This is a genomic window from Streptomyces sp. NPDC038213, from assembly GCF_055600495.1.
In genome coordinates this window covers 167,034-182,421 of the sequence record NZ_JBVJYM010000006.1, presented here as the reverse complement: position 1 = coordinate 182,421, position 15,388 = coordinate 167,034, and the positions used below count along the sequence as shown (strand labels likewise).

Annotated in this window: 13 protein-coding genes and 1 pseudogene; 9 read left to right on the top strand and 5 right to left on the bottom strand. The window is 74.8% G+C overall.

Annotation, left to right across the window (positions count from 1 at the left end):
• Positions 1–15 precede the first annotated feature (15 nt).
• Positions 16–198, top strand: a complete 183-nt coding sequence (locus ACZ7JZ_RS12360) for a hypothetical protein (RefSeq protein WP_470936874.1) — start codon at positions 16–18, stop codon at positions 196–198.
• A gap of 428 nt (positions 199–626) precedes the next feature.
• Entirely contained in the window at positions 627–1,061 is a 435-nt protein-coding gene (gene panD, locus ACZ7JZ_RS12355; protein ID WP_470936871.1) for an aspartate 1-decarboxylase, read from the top strand.
• Positions 1,062–1,123: 62 nt separating this feature from the next.
• On the opposite strand, the gene ACZ7JZ_RS12350 is transcribed toward panD, so the two are convergent.
• A complete protein-coding gene (locus ACZ7JZ_RS12350; RefSeq protein WP_470936868.1) occupies positions 1,124–2,326 on the bottom strand; it encodes an alpha/beta hydrolase family protein in 1,203 nt (400 codons plus the stop codon).
• Positions 2,327–2,573: 247 nt separating this feature from the next.
• On the opposite strand from ACZ7JZ_RS12350, the gene ACZ7JZ_RS12345 reads away from it, so the two are divergent.
• Positions 2,574–2,744 (top strand): hypothetical protein, encoded by a 171-nt coding sequence (locus ACZ7JZ_RS12345; RefSeq protein WP_470936865.1) that lies wholly within the window; start codon positions 2,574–2,576, stop codon positions 2,742–2,744.
• Between the two features lie 267 nt (positions 2,745–3,011).
• Positions 3,012–4,253, top strand: a complete 1,242-nt coding sequence (locus ACZ7JZ_RS12340) for a transglycosylase family protein (protein ID WP_470936862.1) — start codon at positions 3,012–3,014, stop codon at positions 4,251–4,253.
• Positions 4,254–4,415: 162 nt separating this feature from the next.
• On the opposite strand, the pseudogene ACZ7JZ_RS12335 reads toward ACZ7JZ_RS12340, so the two are convergent.
• A pseudogene (locus tag ACZ7JZ_RS12335) lies at positions 4,416–5,216 on the bottom strand (DMT family transporter); the annotation flags it as partial.
• Between the two features lie 197 nt (positions 5,217–5,413).
• Here ACZ7JZ_RS12335 and ACZ7JZ_RS12330 point away from each other — a divergent pair.
• From ACZ7JZ_RS12330 to ACZ7JZ_RS12320, 3 genes are all read left to right on the top strand, one after another.
• Positions 5,414–6,880 carry an SDR family NAD(P)-dependent oxidoreductase gene (locus tag ACZ7JZ_RS12330; RefSeq protein WP_470936859.1) on the top strand — a complete coding sequence of 489 codons (1,467 nt, stop codon included), beginning with the start codon at positions 5,414–5,416 and terminating at the stop codon, positions 6,878–6,880.
• Positions 6,881–7,411: 531 nt separating this feature from the next.
• Complete coding sequence (locus ACZ7JZ_RS12325) at positions 7,412–7,591, top strand: hypothetical protein (protein WP_470936857.1); 180 nt, start codon at positions 7,412–7,414, stop codon at positions 7,589–7,591.
• A gap of 211 nt (positions 7,592–7,802) precedes the next feature.
• Positions 7,803–8,801: an NAD-dependent epimerase/dehydratase family protein gene (locus ACZ7JZ_RS12320; protein WP_470936854.1), complete on the top strand. Its 999-nt coding sequence runs from the start codon at positions 7,803–7,805 to the stop codon at positions 8,799–8,801.
• Positions 8,802–8,856: 55 nt separating this feature from the next.
• Here ACZ7JZ_RS12320 and ACZ7JZ_RS12315 read toward each other — a convergent pair whose 3' ends face one another.
• The 3 genes from ACZ7JZ_RS12315 to ACZ7JZ_RS12305 are packed head-to-tail and all read right to left on the bottom strand — an operon-like array spanning position 8,857 to position 11,696.
• A complete protein-coding gene (locus ACZ7JZ_RS12315; RefSeq protein WP_470936851.1) occupies positions 8,857–10,284 on the bottom strand; it encodes a lipase maturation factor family protein in 1,428 nt (475 codons plus the stop codon).
• 36 nt (positions 10,285–10,320) lie between these two features.
• Entirely contained in the window at positions 10,321–10,854 is a 534-nt protein-coding gene (locus tag ACZ7JZ_RS12310) for a DUF1990 family protein (RefSeq protein ID WP_470936848.1), read from the bottom strand.
• Positions 10,851–11,696 (bottom strand): YndJ family protein, encoded by an 846-nt coding sequence (locus ACZ7JZ_RS12305; protein ID WP_470937434.1) that lies wholly within the window; start codon positions 11,694–11,696, stop codon positions 10,851–10,853. The genes ACZ7JZ_RS12310 and ACZ7JZ_RS12305 overlap by 4 nt, the downstream gene beginning before the upstream one ends.
• A gap of 94 nt (positions 11,697–11,790) precedes the next feature.
• Between ACZ7JZ_RS12305 and ACZ7JZ_RS12300 the strand changes: the two genes are divergently transcribed.
• Together ACZ7JZ_RS12300 and ACZ7JZ_RS12295 are read left to right on the top strand one after the other, a co-directional pair.
• Entirely contained in the window at positions 11,791–13,185 is a 1,395-nt protein-coding gene (locus tag ACZ7JZ_RS12300) for a DUF6777 domain-containing protein (protein WP_470937431.1), read from the top strand.
• 51 nt (positions 13,186–13,236) lie between these two features.
• Positions 13,237–15,282, top strand: coding sequence for a SpoIIE family protein phosphatase (locus ACZ7JZ_RS12295; RefSeq protein ID WP_470936845.1), 2,046 nt, complete (start codon positions 13,237–13,239; stop codon positions 15,280–15,282).
• Positions 15,283–15,388: the final 106 nt, after the last annotated feature.

The following is a 15,388-nucleotide window of genomic DNA, read 5'->3' as shown; positions in this document are numbered from 1 at the left end:
ACCCGAGGACACTCAATGAGATACGACAAACGATCGGCGCTGGCGCTCTTCATCTGCGGCCTCGTCTGTGCGGGATTCGCGATCGCGGTCGCCGTCCGGGACGGCCGCGGATCGAACCCGGCCTTCCTTGAGGGTGCGGCGTTCTTCTTTTGCCTCGCCTGGATCATCGAGCGCATCCAGGGGCGTAAAGGAAGGTAACTGAGCGGGAGACGACGGGGCTGCAGTCATTCGGCTGCGGCCCCGTTGCCGTATTCGGTGGAGGTCGACAGGATTCTGTTGGCGCCGTATTGCCCAGACGCCTCAGGCGTAGGTGGTGATTCATGGCGGCGGCCTTTGGTTGCCAGTCCTGCTCAGGCAGGAGCCCGCGTTACGCATGGCTGACATATCGTCAGCTAAGTCAGCAAGTGCTCAGCATCGGTGCCCGAGCGATCCGAGTGCGGTTGATTGGTCGGACGCCCGTTCGGGGTTCCGTTGTGTCGAGCCTGCGCGAAAGCGCTGGTGGGGAGCTCGGTTGGTGGCTAGAGAGATTTTCCTTTGGTTCTTCGATCGCGAGCGTTCTGGGTGTAGGGTCAAAGCGCCCCTGACCTGCAGAAAGCTGGCAGGGAGCCGTCTTCTGGGAGCTCAAATTGCTGCGCAACATGATCAAGTCCAAGATCCACCGGGCCACCGTGACCCAGGCCGATCTGCACTACGTCGGGTCCGTGACCGTCGACGCCGAGCTGATGGAGGCGGCGGACCTGCTGCCCGGGGAGCTCGTGCACATCGTCGACATCGACAACGGCGCGCGGCTGGAGACGTACGTCATCGAGGGTGAGCGCGGGTCCGGGGTGATCGGGATCAACGGGGCCGCGGCGCACCTCGTGCACCCCGGTGACCTGGTCATCCTCATCAGCTACGCGCAGGTGGACGATGCCGAGGCGCGGGCGCTGAAGCCCCGGGTCGTGCACGTGGACCGGGAGAACCGGATCGTGGAGCTCGGGGAGGACGCCTCGGCGCCCGTACCGGGCAGCGGGCAGCAGCGCAGCCCCTTCGCGGTCGCGGGCGGGGCTGCTGGCCTGTAGTGCCGTAGGACGGGAGCCGGCCGCGCAGGCCCGCCGGTGGGCGGGGCCTGCGCGGCCGGGGGTCACGGGGTGTGGAAGACGGCCTCGGGGGAGTCCGGGGTCGGGCCGTCCAGGACCGGCTGCGGCCGGTTCCTGAGGTGCTGGTCGAAGAAGGCGCCCACGTACCGGCGGGTCAGCTCGACCGAGCGGCTGCCGCCCAGCGGGGCCTCGGGGTCGGGCAGGCCGAGCTGCTCGGCGATGGCCGGGTAGTCGGTGAAGGTGAAGTGCGCGGAGCCCTCGAAGGTGATCCAGCGCTTCCAGCCGTCCAGCCGCGGCCAGTCGCGGTCCCAGGTCGGCTCCACGCCGGGCCCGCCGGGCGCGGCGGTCAGCAGGAGGAAGGGCCGCTTGCCGAGGCCGGTGCCGGGCACCGGGGTGTGCGTGCTGCCGTCCATGTTCACCCCGGCCCGCACGCGCGGGTCCGCCGCCATCGCGGCGACCGCGGAGGCCCCGCCGATGGAGTGGCCCGCCATGGCGATGCGCCGCTTGTCGATCAGCCCGGCGTGCCGCCATACGGGCCGCGGGCCGGTCAGCCGGTCCAGGAGGAAGGACACGTCCCGCGCGCGGCCGTCGCTGACCTGCCGGACATCGTCGCCGGCCTTCTCGCAGGCCACGCAGGAGAGGACCCGGCCGCCGGGGAAGGCTGCGCCGTCGGCCTCGTACGCGTGGTCCACGGCGGCGACCACGTACCCGCGCGAGGCCAGGTCCTCGGCGAGGGCGGTCAGGGTGGCGCGGGGCACCGAGAAGCCGGGGGAGAGGACGACCAGGGGGTAGCGGCCGCCGAGCGGGCGGGCCCCCTCCCGGGAGTACAGCCCCGTCCCCGCGAACAGCTCCGGCGGGATCAGCTCGTCCAGGTCCCGGGCGGCGAGCAGCTGCTGCGCCTCGTCGAGGCGGAGGTAGCGGGCGGGCGTCCCGGTACCGGGACGCGCCGGGTAGCGCAGGGTCACCATCAGCTCGCGCGGCCCCGAGCCCGCCCAGGGGTCGGTGCGGCTGCGGTCGACGAGGTGGAGGGTCTCCTGCCCGACGGCGAACCGGCCGGTCGGGCGCGGCAGTTGGAGGCGCGTCACCTGCTGGTCGGTGGCGGCTGCGGCGCGCGTCCCGGTGGCGGTGCCGGTGGCGGTGGCGGTGGTGGCTGCCGCCGCGGTGCCCGCGGCGGCCAGCGGGAGCGGCAGGAGGACGGCGGTGCATAACGCGGCTGCGGCGAGGGCCGTGAGGTATCGGGTCGTCATGGCCTTGAAGTTAGGGGTGCACGGCGGGTCCGGTCTTCAACTCCCAGGAGGACTAAGGACTCAGCCTTCAGGCGGGGGGTGGACTCCCGGTGTGCGACCAGAGGGCGAGGCCGCCCCTGACGTGCGGGAGCCGCCGTCCGCCCCCGTTGGGCCTTCCCCGTGCGTCCATCCCTGTCCGTCCGTCAGCGCCCACCCGGTCGGCGGTGCCGGGAGGCGGCTTGCGGCCCGTCCCGGCACAGTGGGGCGCATGGTACGCACCCCCGGACTGACCCAGCCCCCCGAGCCGGAACCCTCCCCGATCCCGGAGCCGCCGCCCGAGCCGGAGCCCTCGCCCGTGCCGCAGCCGGTCCCCGAGCCCTCCCCGGTCCCGGCCCCGCCGCCGCCCGCTCCCCTCCCGCCCCCGGGCCCCTTCGGCTGATTCCGGGCGGTGTGCGCATCGCGGCGCAGTGGTGGGGCGGCTGGGGTGCAGGAGTGGTGCAGGAGTGGTCGGGAGCGGTCAGGGGGGAGCGTGGGGCGCAAGCCCGTGCGCCCCACCCGGTCGCAACCCGGCCGGACCCGGTCGCCCGGCGGGATGGAATGTCAACTGTCATTTGTGCGTGCGCCGTTGAGCCCCCGGCGACCCCCTTGTCACGAGGGGGTCCCGCCGTTAGGTTGCGAGACTCCTGATGTCTTCAAGGGGGCTCCCATGGGTGTACGGGGCCGGCACCGCCGGTACCAGCCGAGCAGCATCAACCGGGCCTCGCTCACGGTCACCGCGGGCGGTGCCGGGATCGTGCTCCCCCTGATCGGCGCGGGCTCCGCGCACGCCGCCTCCGTGGACACCTGGAACAAGGTCGCCGCCTGCGAGTCCAGCGGGAACTGGCACATCAACACCGGCAACGGCTACTACGGCGGGCTCCAGTTCGCGCAGAGCACCTGGCGCGAGTTCGGCGGCACCGTCTACGCCCAGCGCGCCGACCAGGCCACCAAGGGCCAGCAGATCACCATCGCCGAGAAGGTGCTCGACGGCCAGGGGCCGGGTGCCTGGCCCGTCTGCGGCCAGCGGGCCGGCCTGGCCCGCGGGGGCCCCGAGCCCCGGCTCGGCGGCGGTGGGGACACGCAGACCGGCACGCCCGCAGGCGGCAAGGGCGCTCAGGGCAGGAAGGCCGGAGAGGCCGGCGGCGGCAAGCAGGCGGGCGGACAGGTCTCCCCGGGCGCGGCCCTGGCGGACCGGATCACCAAGGCCGCCCGGCCCGCGCCCGGTTCGCCGTACACCGTGGTGCCCGGCGACTCCCTCTCCGGGATCGCCGCGCAGCAGGACGTGCGCGGCGGCTGGCAGGCCGTCTACCGGGCCAACCGGGCCGTCATCGGCGACGACCCCAACCTGATCCTCCCCGGCCAGCGCCTCAGCCTGACCGTGGAAGCCCGGCCCGGGGTGCGCCCCGCGCCCTCACAGGAGAAGCCCCCGCGCACGGCGAAGCCGGTACCGGCCAAGCCGGTCAAGGTGGCCAAGCCGAAGCCGGAGACCCCGCGCGGACCCGGCGGCGGCTGGTACGCGCCGGTGCAGGCGAGCATCGGCACGCCGTACCACGCCTCGGGCTCCTCCTGGTCCAGCGGCTACCACACCGGCGTCGACTTCCGGGTCCCGACCGGGACCTCCGTGCGCGCTGTGGCCGCCGGGCACGTGGTCTCCGCCGGCTGGGCGGGCGCGTACGGGTACGAGGTCGTGATCCGGCACGCCGACGGGAAGTACTCCCAGTACGCCCACCTGTCAGCGCTCAACGTCCGGGCGGGTCAGCAGGTCTCCGGAGGCCAGCGGATAGCGCGCTCGGGGTCCACGGGCAACAGCACCGGGCCGCACCTCCACTTCGAGATGCGCACCGGTTCCGGCTACGGCTCGGACATCGACCCGCTCGCCTACCTGCGGGGCCGGGGGGTCGCGATCTGAGGCGGACGCCGCCGCAGCAGCCCCTGCGGACGCCGCCGCGGCCCCCGCGGGCCCGGCGGCGGCCCCCGCCGCGGAAGCCGGAGCCCCCGCAGCCGGGGGAGCCGGAGCCGACCGGGCCGCAGCAGGTGCCGAGGGCCCCGATGACAGCCGCTCCCGCGTCAGCAGCACGATGCCGGCCGTCGCCAGGGCGCCGCTGACCAGCGCCGTGGCCGCGCCCGCCGCACCGAAGCGGAAGGTCTCGCCGAAGAGGGTCAGCCCGACCGTCGCCGCCACCACGGGGTTGACCACGGTCACCGTCGCGAGCGGGGCCGTCAGCCCCGCACCCCGGTACGAGGCCTGCGAGAGCAGCAGCCCGGCCGTCGCGAACACCGCGATCAGGCCCATGCCGCCCAGCTCGGCCAGCGGCCGGGCCGCCGTCCACTCCTCGGCCACGGACTTGGTGAACACCGACGCGATGCCGAAGGACGTACCGGCCGCCGCCGCCAGGACCACCGCCCGCGCCGCCGCCCCCCGCACGGCCTCGGCTGCGAGGAAGAGCAGCAGCACCGCCGCCGCGGTGAGCCCGGCCAGCAGGCCGCGCTCCCCGTCCGTCAGTCCGTCCGGCGGCGCCGAACCCGTCAGCGCCAGCAGCGCCGCGAGCCCGCCGGTGGCCAGCAGTGCCCCGCGCCAGGCCGTGCGCCCCGCCCGCCGGCCGGCGAAGACCGCGGCCAGCGGCAGGGCGAAGACGATGGTGAGGGCGCCGAGCGGCTGGACGAGGCTCAGCGGGCCGAAGGCGAGGGCGAAGACGTGGAGCACGGCTCCCAGGCAGTTCAGCCCGACGGCCACCCACCAGCCGGGCCGCCGCAGCGGCGCGTACGCCCGCCCGGAGGTCGTCGCGGCCACCCGCTCCTGGACGATCGCACCGCCCGCGTACGCCACGGCCGACACCAGCGACAGCAGCACCGCCAGCGCGAGCGCACTCATGGGCGCGGGTACTTCGGGCTCGGTCCGTACATGCTCTCCAGAATGCGGAACCTCCCTTGAATATTCCTCTATCCGCAGGTAGGAGCCGTCATCGCCCCCTCACCCACCGTGACCGGTTTTGAGCGGCGGGCGCGGCTCCGTAAAGTTCTGCCTTTGGGACTTTCCGCACGACGAGCGATCGAGGAACGGCGACGGCCATGACGGTGACTGAAGAGACCCAGGTGTACGGGCCGGGAATCGACCCGGAGCGCCTGGCCGTCTGCCTGGGCGTGCTCCAGGAGCTCGACACCCTCGACGTGGACCACCCCGACGCGATCATGGTGCGCCGCGCCACCGCCGGGATCTACCGGACGGTCAAGCAGCGCCGCCGCCAGGAGCGCCGCGCCGCCAAGACCGCCAACGACAAGGCCGTCACCGAGGCCACCGCCACCGGCTCCGCCGAGCGCATCGACGACGAGACCCAGGGGCTGGCCCTCACCACGGCCACCAAGGGCCCCATCGCCGGGATACTCCAGCGGCCCCGCTCCTGCTACGTCTGCAAGACCCGGTACGTCGAGGTCGACGCGTTCTACCACCAGCTCTGCCAGGACTGCGCCGCGTTCAACCGGTCCCGCCGCGAGGCCCGTACCGACCTGACCGGCCGCCGCGCCCTGCTCACCGGCGGCCGCGCGAAGATCGGCATGTACATCGCGCTGCGGCTGCTGCGCGACGGCGCGCACACCACCATCACCACGCGCTTCCCGAACGACGCCGTCCGCCGCTTCAAGGCCATGCCGGACAGCCACGAGTGGCTGCACCGCCTGAAGATCGTCGGCATCGACCTGCGCGACCCCGCCCAGGTCGTGGCCCTGGCCGACTCCGTGGCCGCCGAGGGCCCCCTCGACATCCTGATCAACAACGCCGCCCAGACGGTCCGCCGCTCCCCGCAGGCCTACAGCGAACTCGTCGCCGCCGAGAGCGCCCCGCTGCCCGCGGGCGAGCTGCCCGGCTCCGAGGTCATCGGCACCTTCGGCAGCGGCACGGTCGACCGCGTCGCCGCGCTGCCCGCCGCCCGCAGCGGTGAGGGCCTCAGCGCCCAGGAGGTCACCGACCTGGCCCTGGTCTCCGGCTCCGCCAGTCCCGCGCGCATCGAGGCGGGCACCGCCATCGACGCCGGCGGCCTGGTCCCGGACCTCCACGACACCAACAGCTGGGTGCAGACGGTCTCCGAGGTGGACCCCGTGGAGCTGCTGGAAGTGCAGCTCTGCAACTCCACCGCGCCGTTCATCCTGATCAGCAAGCTGCGCGCGGCCATGGCAGCCTCCACCGCCGAGCGCAAGTACGTGGTCAACGTCTCGGCCATGGAGGGCGTTTTCAGCCGTGGTTACAAGGGGGCCGGCCACCCGCACACCAACATGGCCAAGGCCGCCCTCAACATGCTCACGCGCACCAGCGCCCAGGAGATGTTCGAGGCCGACAGGATCCTGATGACCGCCGTGGACACCGGCTGGATCACCGACGAGCGCCCCCACCCGGACAAGATGCGCCTGGCCGACGAGGGCTTCCACGCCCCGCTCGACCTGGTCGACGGCGCTGCCCGCGTCTACGACCCCATCATCCGCGGCGAGGAGGGCGAGGACCTCTTCGGCGTCTTCCTGAAGGACTACGCCCCCGCCAAGTGGTGACCCGGCGGTAGCCCCGGCCTCCCGCCGGTCCCGCCCCCTCCCTGCGCAGCACCCCGTACGGCGTTCAGCCCGCCCGTGCCGTTCACACGGCCGGCAGCTGAACGCCGTACGCGTGTGCGCGCCGCGCACGCATGCCCCGTACGGGCCCCCGTCACCCGGTTGCCGCAGGTGAAAACGGTCACACCGAACGGCCTGCGGCCAGCGCCCGCAGGCCCGGGAGGTCGCCCGAGCGCCCCGCGGGAGCCCTTGGGGAGCACGGCACGAGTGGGTGAACACGGCGTCCGAATGCATGCTGAACGCAGAGCGACGAGACGGGAACGGGCCGGAATCGGCCCCCCTATCGAGCGGAAGGGCGCTCAAATGTGTACTCTGAGCCACACGCGGAAGGCCCCACCACGGCCGACCCGTACGAGAACACACGGCGCCACCGCGACCGGACTGCCCTTTTCCCCTGTCCCGACGGACGGCCAGCGGCCGGCAGCGGCCCTCGGCGGAGCGCCCGGCGGGTTACGCGACACAAAGGAGTGCGCGGTGACACCAGATCTCAAGCAGCGCGAACAGACCCAGACCGATACCGCCACCGGGTCCGGGCGGCCCGCCCGGTCCGACAAGCTGGGCAGCCTGGAGGTGTGGGCGCGGTCGGCCCCCATCCGCCTCGCCGGCTACGAGGACGACCTCGCGGAGCCGCACATCCTGCCAGGCATCGACTGAGCACCCGGCCGGACGGCCCGCCAGGACCGTCCGGCCGGACCGGCCCGACCGCACGGCGGCGTACCGCCGACGGGACGCGCCGGCCGGTGCTCCACCGGCAACGGGTCCGCCGGCACCGGGACCCCCGCCCCCGCAGCGCCACGCCGCGGGGGCGCGGCGGGCTTTCGGCGAACCCGGCCCCCGAGGGGGTCCGCCCCGGCAGTCTGGGGGCATGAAACTGCTGATGCTGGGCGGCACCGAGTTCGTCGGCCGCGCCATCACCGAGGAAGCCCTGGCCAGGGGCTGGCAGGTAACCGTCCTCCACCGCGGGCACCACGCCCCGCCCCCCGGCGCCGCCTCCGTGCGCGGCGACCGGACCTCGGGCTCGGGGCTCGCCGCCCTCGCCGCCCTGTCCGACCCGGCCGCGGGCTGGGACCTGGTCGTCGACACCTGGAGCGGGGCCCCCTCCGCCGTCCGCGACAGCGCCCGCCTGCTCGCCGCCGCGGCCGCCCGCTACGCCTACGTCTCCAGCCGCTCCGTCTACCGCTACCCGGCCCCCGCCGGCACCGCCGAGGACGGCCCGCTCGTCGAGGGCTCGCCCGACGCCGGGTCCACCGCCTACGCCGAGGACAAGCGCGGCGGGGAGCTCGCCGCCCTCGGGGCCTTCGGCGACCGTGCGCTGCTCGTGCGCGCGGGCACCATCCTCGGCCCGTACGAGAACGTGGGCCGGCTGCCCTGGTGGCTCGGCCGGACCGCCCGCGGCGGCCGGGTCCTCGCCCCGGGCCCCCGCGAGCTGCCGCTCCAGTACGTCGACGTGCGCGACCTCGCCCGATGGACCCTCGACGCCGCCGGGCAGGGGCTCGGCGGGGCGTACAACCTGGTCTCCCCGCCCGGCCACGCCACCATGGGCAGCCTCCTGGAGGCCTGCGCGCGGGTCACCGGCGGCCGCGCCGAACTGTGCTGGACGCCCCCCGGGGCCATCCTCGCCGCCGGGATCGAGCCCTGGACGGAGCTGCCCGTCTGGCTCCCCGAGGGCGAACTGCACGGGCACATGCACGGCGGAGACGTGGGCAAGGCCCTCGCCGCCGGGCTGCACTGCCGTCCCGTGGAGGAGACCGTCGCCGACACCTGGCGCTGGCTGGAGGGCCTCGGCGGCCGGGCCCCGCAGCGCGCCGACCGCATCACCCCGGGCCTCGACCCGCAGCGGGAGGCCGCCCTCCTGGGCTCCTGACCCGGGGTCCCCTGATCCCGTCCGCCCCGCCTGCCCGCCCCGGGCGCCCCGCGCGTCAGTGCCGCCGGTCCGGAGCGTCCAGCCGGACCGGCGGCACCAGTTCGCGCAGGTACGTGCGGTGCCAGCAGGCGCGCGTCGCGCGCAGTTCGGCCGGGGTCGTGAAGCGGTACCGGTAGACCCGGACCCGGAGGTACGCGGGCGGGGCGCCCCCGAAGGGGTCGTGGCGGACCAGCCGCAGCAGGTCCCGGTCCGCCCGCAGCAGCCGCTCCACGAACCCGTCGAACCAGGGTTCCCCGTACGCCGGATGGAGGGCGGCGAACCACAGCTGCCAGCCGAGCCGGTGGTGGTACGGGGCGAACTGCCGCGGCCAGTACCGCGGATCGCCCGGCTTGCCGTGGAACTCGTAGGCCCGCCAGTCGCCTTCCTCCCGCGGCACCGGATCAGCCGTGCCCTCCACGACCAGTTCGTCTCGGATCCGGCCCACCGTGCCGAAGGCCCCGTAGGAGTTGACCAGGTGGAGGGGGTCGAAGGAGCGGTTCATCACCTGCCCGCGCGAGAGCAGGTTGCGCACCGGGCCGCGGCTGCGGAGCAGCACCAGGACGACCAGGGCGACGACGAGGACCGCGTACCAGAGCGGTGCCGGCGGCTGCTCGCGGGACGGCCCGCCGAAGGAGGCGGCGTCGACTGCGGACAGCGCGAGGGCGATCGTCAGCCAGTTCAGCCAGGAGAAGTTCCCCGACAGGACCAGCCAGAGCTGGGTCACCGCGATCAGTGCGGCCGCCGCCGATGCCACCGGCTGCGGGGTGAACAGCAGTACGGGCACGAGCAGTTGGGCCACGTGGTTGGCGGCGCACTCCACCCGGTGCAGCGGTCGCGGCAGCCGGTGGAAGAACCAGCTCAGCGGTCCCGGCATCGGCTGGGTCTCGTGGTGGTGGTAGAGGCAGGTCAGGTCCCGCCAGCAGCGGTCCCCGCGCATCTTGATCAGCCCGGCCCCGAACTCCACCCGGAACAGCACCCAGCGCAGCAGCCACAGCACCAGGACCGGCGGCCCGACCCGGGAGTTGCCGAGGAACACCGCGAGGAAGCCGGCCTCCAGCAGCAGGGACTCCCAGCCGTAGGCGTACCAGGTCTGGCCCGCGTTCACGATCGACAGGTACGCCGCCCAGAGCAGGGCCCACAGCGCCATCGCCGCGCCCAGCGGGACCGCGTCCCCGGCCCCGGCGGCCAGGGCCGCCGCGAGCGCGGCCCCGCCCCAGGACACGGCGGCGAACAGCCGGTCGGAGTAGTGCACTTGGAAGAGTCCGGGAGCCCGCCGGAAGGGCACCCGGCGCAGGTAGGCGGGGACGGGCGTCATCCCGCGCTCGCCGATGAGCGCCCGGAACTGGAGGGCGGCGGACAGGAAGGCGGCGAGGTAGACGAGGGCGAGGATCCGCTGGAAGACCAGCCGCCCCAGCCAGTACTCGGATGCCGTGAACCACTCCATGCCGCCGCCGCCCGCCGGGTGCCCCCGGCTCCAGTATCAGCCGCCCGCGGCGATCCGGCGCAGCGTGCGCCCGCAGTGCCGGGCGTAGCGGAGCTGGAGGAAGGGGACCAGCGGTCCGGCGAGCCGCGTGTACCAGCGGCCGGGCCTGCTGAAGGCGGTGACCTCGAACCAGACGGTGCCGTCCGCGCCCAGCTCCACGAGGAAGGACTCCTCGCCCTGCTCGGGGTGGCCGTGCCGGGTGCCGTACGCGAACCCGGTGAGCGTGGGCCGGTACGCCGTCCAGATCACCTCGCAGGGGGCGGTCAGCCGCAGCGGGCCGATCCCCGCCGAGCACTCGACGGAGTCCCCGGGGGTGGCGGGCTCCCGGTCGGCCCGCACCCGGACCCCGGCGGCGCGGTGCATCGCGAAGGTGGTCACGGCGGTGCCGGCCCGCTCGAAGGCCTCGCGCCCGCGGCCGACGGCCTGCCGGTGGTGGAGGTGGTGGTATCCGGCGGGCAGCGGGCGCTCGCGGGTGGCGCCGCGCTCGGTGTAGTTGATGCTGTCCCGGTGGATGCTGGTCAGGCGGGTCATCGTGCGGTCTCCTTCAGCCGGGTCCAGGCCAGCACCGAGCACAGTGCGAAGCCGAGGGCGTTGCCGAGGCCGTGGGTGGCGGCCATCCAGGTCAGGGTGGGGTGCGGGATCCCCGTCGCCTCGCCCGCCGCCCACCACAGGGCGAGCAGCATGGTCGCGAGCAGGACGGCGGCCGCGGTGGTGAACAGGGCGCGGGTGAGGGGGCCGCGGGCCCGGGTGCGCGGGCCGTTCCAGGTGTGCCGGGCGACCGACCACATGCCGGCGGTCAGGACCACGGCCCCGGCCAGCTCGACCCAGTCGTCGGTGAAGTAGCCGGCCAGGACGAGCAGGGTCCCGGCGGGCACGCTGTACCCGGCGAAGCGGGCCCCCGAGGTGCGGCAGACCAGCCCCGCGACCAGGGCCGCGGTGAAGCCCGCGTAGTGGAAGTGGGGGACCGTCAGGGCCAGGATGTCCAGGTCGAACCCCCACAGCCGGTGCCCGGCCCGCTCCGCGACCAGAGCGGTGGCGGCGACCGCGGGCGAGGCGAGCGCGGTCGCCACGGCGAGCTCGCCGGGTCCCGGGAGGCGGCTGCGGGCCCGCCCCGGCGCCGCCGGGGCGTCCGCGCGCCGCGCCAGGCGCAGCGGCGCGTGGGCGGCGAGCAGCAGGGCCCCCACCGCGTAGACCGCGGCCGCCGCCGTGGCGTCGGGGCCGCGCGGCAGCCACAGGGCCACGGCGCCCGGGAGGGCGAACAGCAGCCACATCCGGCGTACCCGACCGAATCCGTCCGGGTCGATGAGCCTCAGTCCGGCCGGTACGACCACCAGCATTCCGAGGGTCACGACCGGGTTGACCAGGGCCGCCAGTGCGGACACGACCCTCACCCCCCTGCATCCTTGAACGTGTTCAAGTTCCTTGGGTTGCACCATACGGGTTCAGTTGAACGCGTTCAAGACCGGGGTGTCGCGGGCTCCGGGACCGGATCCGGTTGCGGGCCCCGCCGAACTGCGGCAAGACAGGAAGGGCAATCCAGGACGAGGCGGGAGAGAGCACGTGCACAGACCGGTACACCGCTACGCACTGGCCGGTACGGCCCTGCTCGGCCTCCTCGCCACCGCCTGCGGCAGCGACCCGGAGCCGCTGCCCGGCCCGCCCGCGGCGCAGATCCTGCTCCAGCCGCTCGCCGCGGCCGGACCCGACCCCTTCACCCCCTCTTCGGCCACCTCCCTCGCCGCCCTCCCGCCGGACGGCCGCGGCCCCGCGGACCCGCCCCGGGACGGCCCGCCCCCGCAGCCCCCGGCCGGCACGCCCCAGGCCGGGGCGCAGCAGACCCCCGCAGCCGCCCGCGCCGTCACGGGCTCCACCCCGGGCTTGTACGGGGGTACGCATAAAAGAGGCAGCTGCGACGTGGAGCAGCAGGTGGCGCACCTCGCCGCCGACCGGACCCGCTCCCGCGCCTTCGCCGCGGCCGCCGGGGTCGAACCGGCCCGGGTCGCGGAGTTCCTCCGCGAGCTCACCCCGGTGGTGCTGCGCGCCGACACCCGCATGACGAACCACGGCTTCCGCGGCGGCCGCGCCGTGCCGTACCAGGCCGTGCTCCAGGCCGGCACCGCCGTGCTCGTCGACTCCCACGGCCTGCCCCGGGTCCGCTGCGCCTGCGGAAACCCGCTGATGCCGCCCACCGAGGACCGTGCCGGCGCCCTGCTCCAGGGCCCGCCCTGGCCCGGCTTCCGGCCCGGCCAGCTCGTGGCGATCAAGCCCACCACGCAGCCCGTGGACAGCCTGGTCATCGTGAACATCACCAACAACACCTGGATCGAGCGCCGGGCCGGGGACGACGGGGCCCAGGACGCCCTGCCCGCCGTCCCGCCGCCCTACGACCCCAGCGGTCCGGTGCCCAGCGGACCCGTCGAGGGGGGCCGCACCCCGGCCGCCCCCGACGACCCCTGCGCCACCCCCCGCAACAGCCTGGCCCGCACCGCCGACCCGGCCCCCCGGCCCACCCCCTGCGCCCCGGCCGCGGAACCCGTACCGGCCGACCCGGCCGACCCCGCAGCCCCGGCCGACCCCGCAGCGCCGTTCGGCCCGGCGGCCCCGGCCGACCCGGCGGACCCCGGCGCCGGCCACCCGGAGGGCTACGTCCCCGAGGACCCGTACGCCCCCGAGGACCCGTACGCCCCGGAGGACCCCTACGGCAGTGCCGAGCCCCAGGACCCCTGGGCCCCGGAGTACGCCCCGGAAGAAGGGGACAACCGCCGCGACGACCGCTACGGCGGCGACTCCGCCCCGGACGGACCCGACGGCCCCGGCAGCGGCTCCGGCAGCGGTGACGGCGCCCTGCTGGAGAGCGCCTGAACCACCCGTCCTCCTGTCGAGGAATCCGGCGAACAGTGTCATGGTGGACCGGTGCCGACGACCGTATCGCTGCCGGATGACTGGCCCGCACACCCGGACCAGAGCCTGGCACTGAACCGGATGGGGTCCTTCGACTGGGACCTGGTCGGCGGGCTCATGCACCTCGACGGCCCCGGCCTGGAGGTCTTCGACACCACCGCCGAGGAGTACGACGGCACCCCCGCGTCCCTCTCCGGCCGGGTGCCGCCCGCCGAGGCGGTCCGCCTCGACGCCCTCGTCTCCAGCGCCCTCAAGAGCGGCGCGGAGAGCTACGGCGCCTACTTCCGGATCCGCTGCCGCGACGGCCGGCTGCGCTGGACCCACACCCAGGGCCGGGTGCTGCGCGACGGCGGGGGCCGCCCGTACCGGATCATCGGCATCGTCCGCGACGCCACCCAGGAGCTCAGCCACTCGGCCGAACGGCTGGGCCTCGACGAGGAGCGCCGCCGCCAGACCAGCGTGGTCGAGGGCACCACCGCCGCCCTCGCCCACGCCCGCACCGTCCAGGACGTCATCGACGCCCTCAGCGACAACCACGGACTGGAGCGCCTCGGCTCCATGGGCATGGTCATGGGCCTGGTCGAGTCCGGTCGCATCCACCTGGTCGCCGAGGGCCCGGCCGGCAGCTTCGTGCCCGGCACCCGCTACACCCGCATCGACGAGCAGTACCCCATGAGCGAGGTCGTCCGCTCCCTCCAGCCCCGGTTCATCGTCTCCCAGGAGGAGTTCGCCGCCCGGTACCCCGGGCTCTGGTCGAAGATCTCGTACATGCAGATCTCGGCCGCCGCCTACCTGCCGCTGATCGCCCAGGCCCGCCCCATCGGCGCGATCGGCCTGCTCTACCAGGACAAGGACGGGTTCACCCAGGAGGAGCGCAACCTCCTCGTCGCCCTCGGCAGCAGCATCGCCCAGAGCCTCCAGCGCGCCATGCTCCTCGAACAGGAGCACGACCTCGCCGAGGGCCTCCAGCAGGCCATGCTGCCGCGCCGCATCCCCTCCGTCCCCGGCGCGCACATCGCCGTCCGCTACCGCTCCGCCCGCATGGGCCGTGATATCGGCGGCGACTGGTACGACGTCATCCCCCTGCCCGGCGGCCGCGTCGGCGCCGTCATCGGGGACGTCCAGGGCCACGACACCCACGCCGCCGCCGTCATGGGGCAGCTGCGCATCGTGCTGCGCGCCTACGCCGCCGAGGGCCACGCCCCGGCCACCGTGATGGCCCGCGCCTCCGTGTTCCTCCACGAACTCGACACCGACCGCTTCGCCACCTGCACCTACGCCGAGGCCGACCTCAGCACCGGAGTGGTCCAGCTCGTCCGCGCCGGGCACATCGACCCGCTGCTGCGCACCCGCGCCGGAGACTGCCGCCGGCTGTCCGTCGCGGGCGGGATGCCGCTCGGGCTGTCCGCCGAGTTCGGCCGCCTCGAATACCCCGTCACCACGGTCGAACTCGACCCCGGCGCCACCCTGCTGATGTGCACCGACGGGCTGGTCGAACAGCCCGGCGCCGACCTCGACGACGGCATCCGGCTGCTCACCTCCCTCATCCGCAGCGGCCCCGCCGACCTCCAGCAGCTCGCCGACCGGCTCTGCGAGATCGTCGACGAGCGCGGCGGGGACGACGACATGGCCCTCCTCCTGCTGCGCCGCCGCGTCGAGGACGCCCCGCAGGGCGGCGGCCGGCTCCAGCAGCACGTGGCCCAGGGCGACCCCGAGGCCCTGGCCTCCGCCCGCCACATGATCGGCGCCGCCGTCCGGGCCTGGGGCGCCCGCGAGCGCTCCGACGAGATCGAGCTCGTCGCCGACGAGCTCATGGTCAACGCCCTCATGCACACCGACGGCCCCGCCATCGTCACCCTGCGCGTCCTCAGCGGCCCCCAGCGGCGGCTGCGCGTGGAGGTCGAGGACCGCTCCAGCGCCCTGCCGCGCCGCCGCGAGGCGGGGGAGGCGGGGGTCTCGGGGCGCGGGCTGATGCTGGTGGACCGGCTGGCGGACGTCTGGGGCGTGGAGTCCCGCGGCAGCGGCAAGTGCGTGTGGTGCGAGTTCGTCATGGACTGAGGGGGCGGGGGGCCCGGAGGGCCGGGGCGGGGCTCGGGGCCCGGTACGGCGTCCGTACGGGCCCGCGCGCCTGGCGGACCGCCCGCGCGTGCGGCAGGCTGGGAGC

Excerpts from the sequence above, each read along its gene's own strand:
- ACZ7JZ_RS12360 (WP_470936874.1), top strand. The coding sequence starts at position 16 with ATGAGATACGACAAACGATCGGCGCTGGCGCTCTTCATCTGCGGCCTC.
- ACZ7JZ_RS12350 (WP_470936868.1), bottom strand. The coding sequence starts at position 2,326 with ATGACGACCCGATACCTCACGGCCCTCGCCGCAGCCGCGTTATGCACC.
- ACZ7JZ_RS12345 (WP_470936865.1), top strand. The coding sequence starts at position 2,574 with ATGGTACGCACCCCCGGACTGACCCAGCCCCCCGAGCCGGAACCCTCC.
- ACZ7JZ_RS12340 (WP_470936862.1), top strand. The coding sequence starts at position 3,012 with ATGGGTGTACGGGGCCGGCACCGCCGGTACCAGCCGAGCAGCATCAAC.
- ACZ7JZ_RS12330 (WP_470936859.1), top strand. The coding sequence starts at position 5,414 with ATGACGGTGACTGAAGAGACCCAGGTGTACGGGCCGGGAATCGACCCG.
- ACZ7JZ_RS12320 (WP_470936854.1), top strand. The coding sequence starts at position 7,803 with ATGAAACTGCTGATGCTGGGCGGCACCGAGTTCGTCGGCCGCGCCATC.
- ACZ7JZ_RS12315 (WP_470936851.1), bottom strand. The coding sequence starts at position 10,284 with ATGGAGTGGTTCACGGCATCCGAGTACTGGCTGGGGCGGCTGGTCTTC.
- ACZ7JZ_RS12310 (WP_470936848.1), bottom strand. The coding sequence starts at position 10,854 with ATGACCCGCCTGACCAGCATCCACCGGGACAGCATCAACTACACCGAG.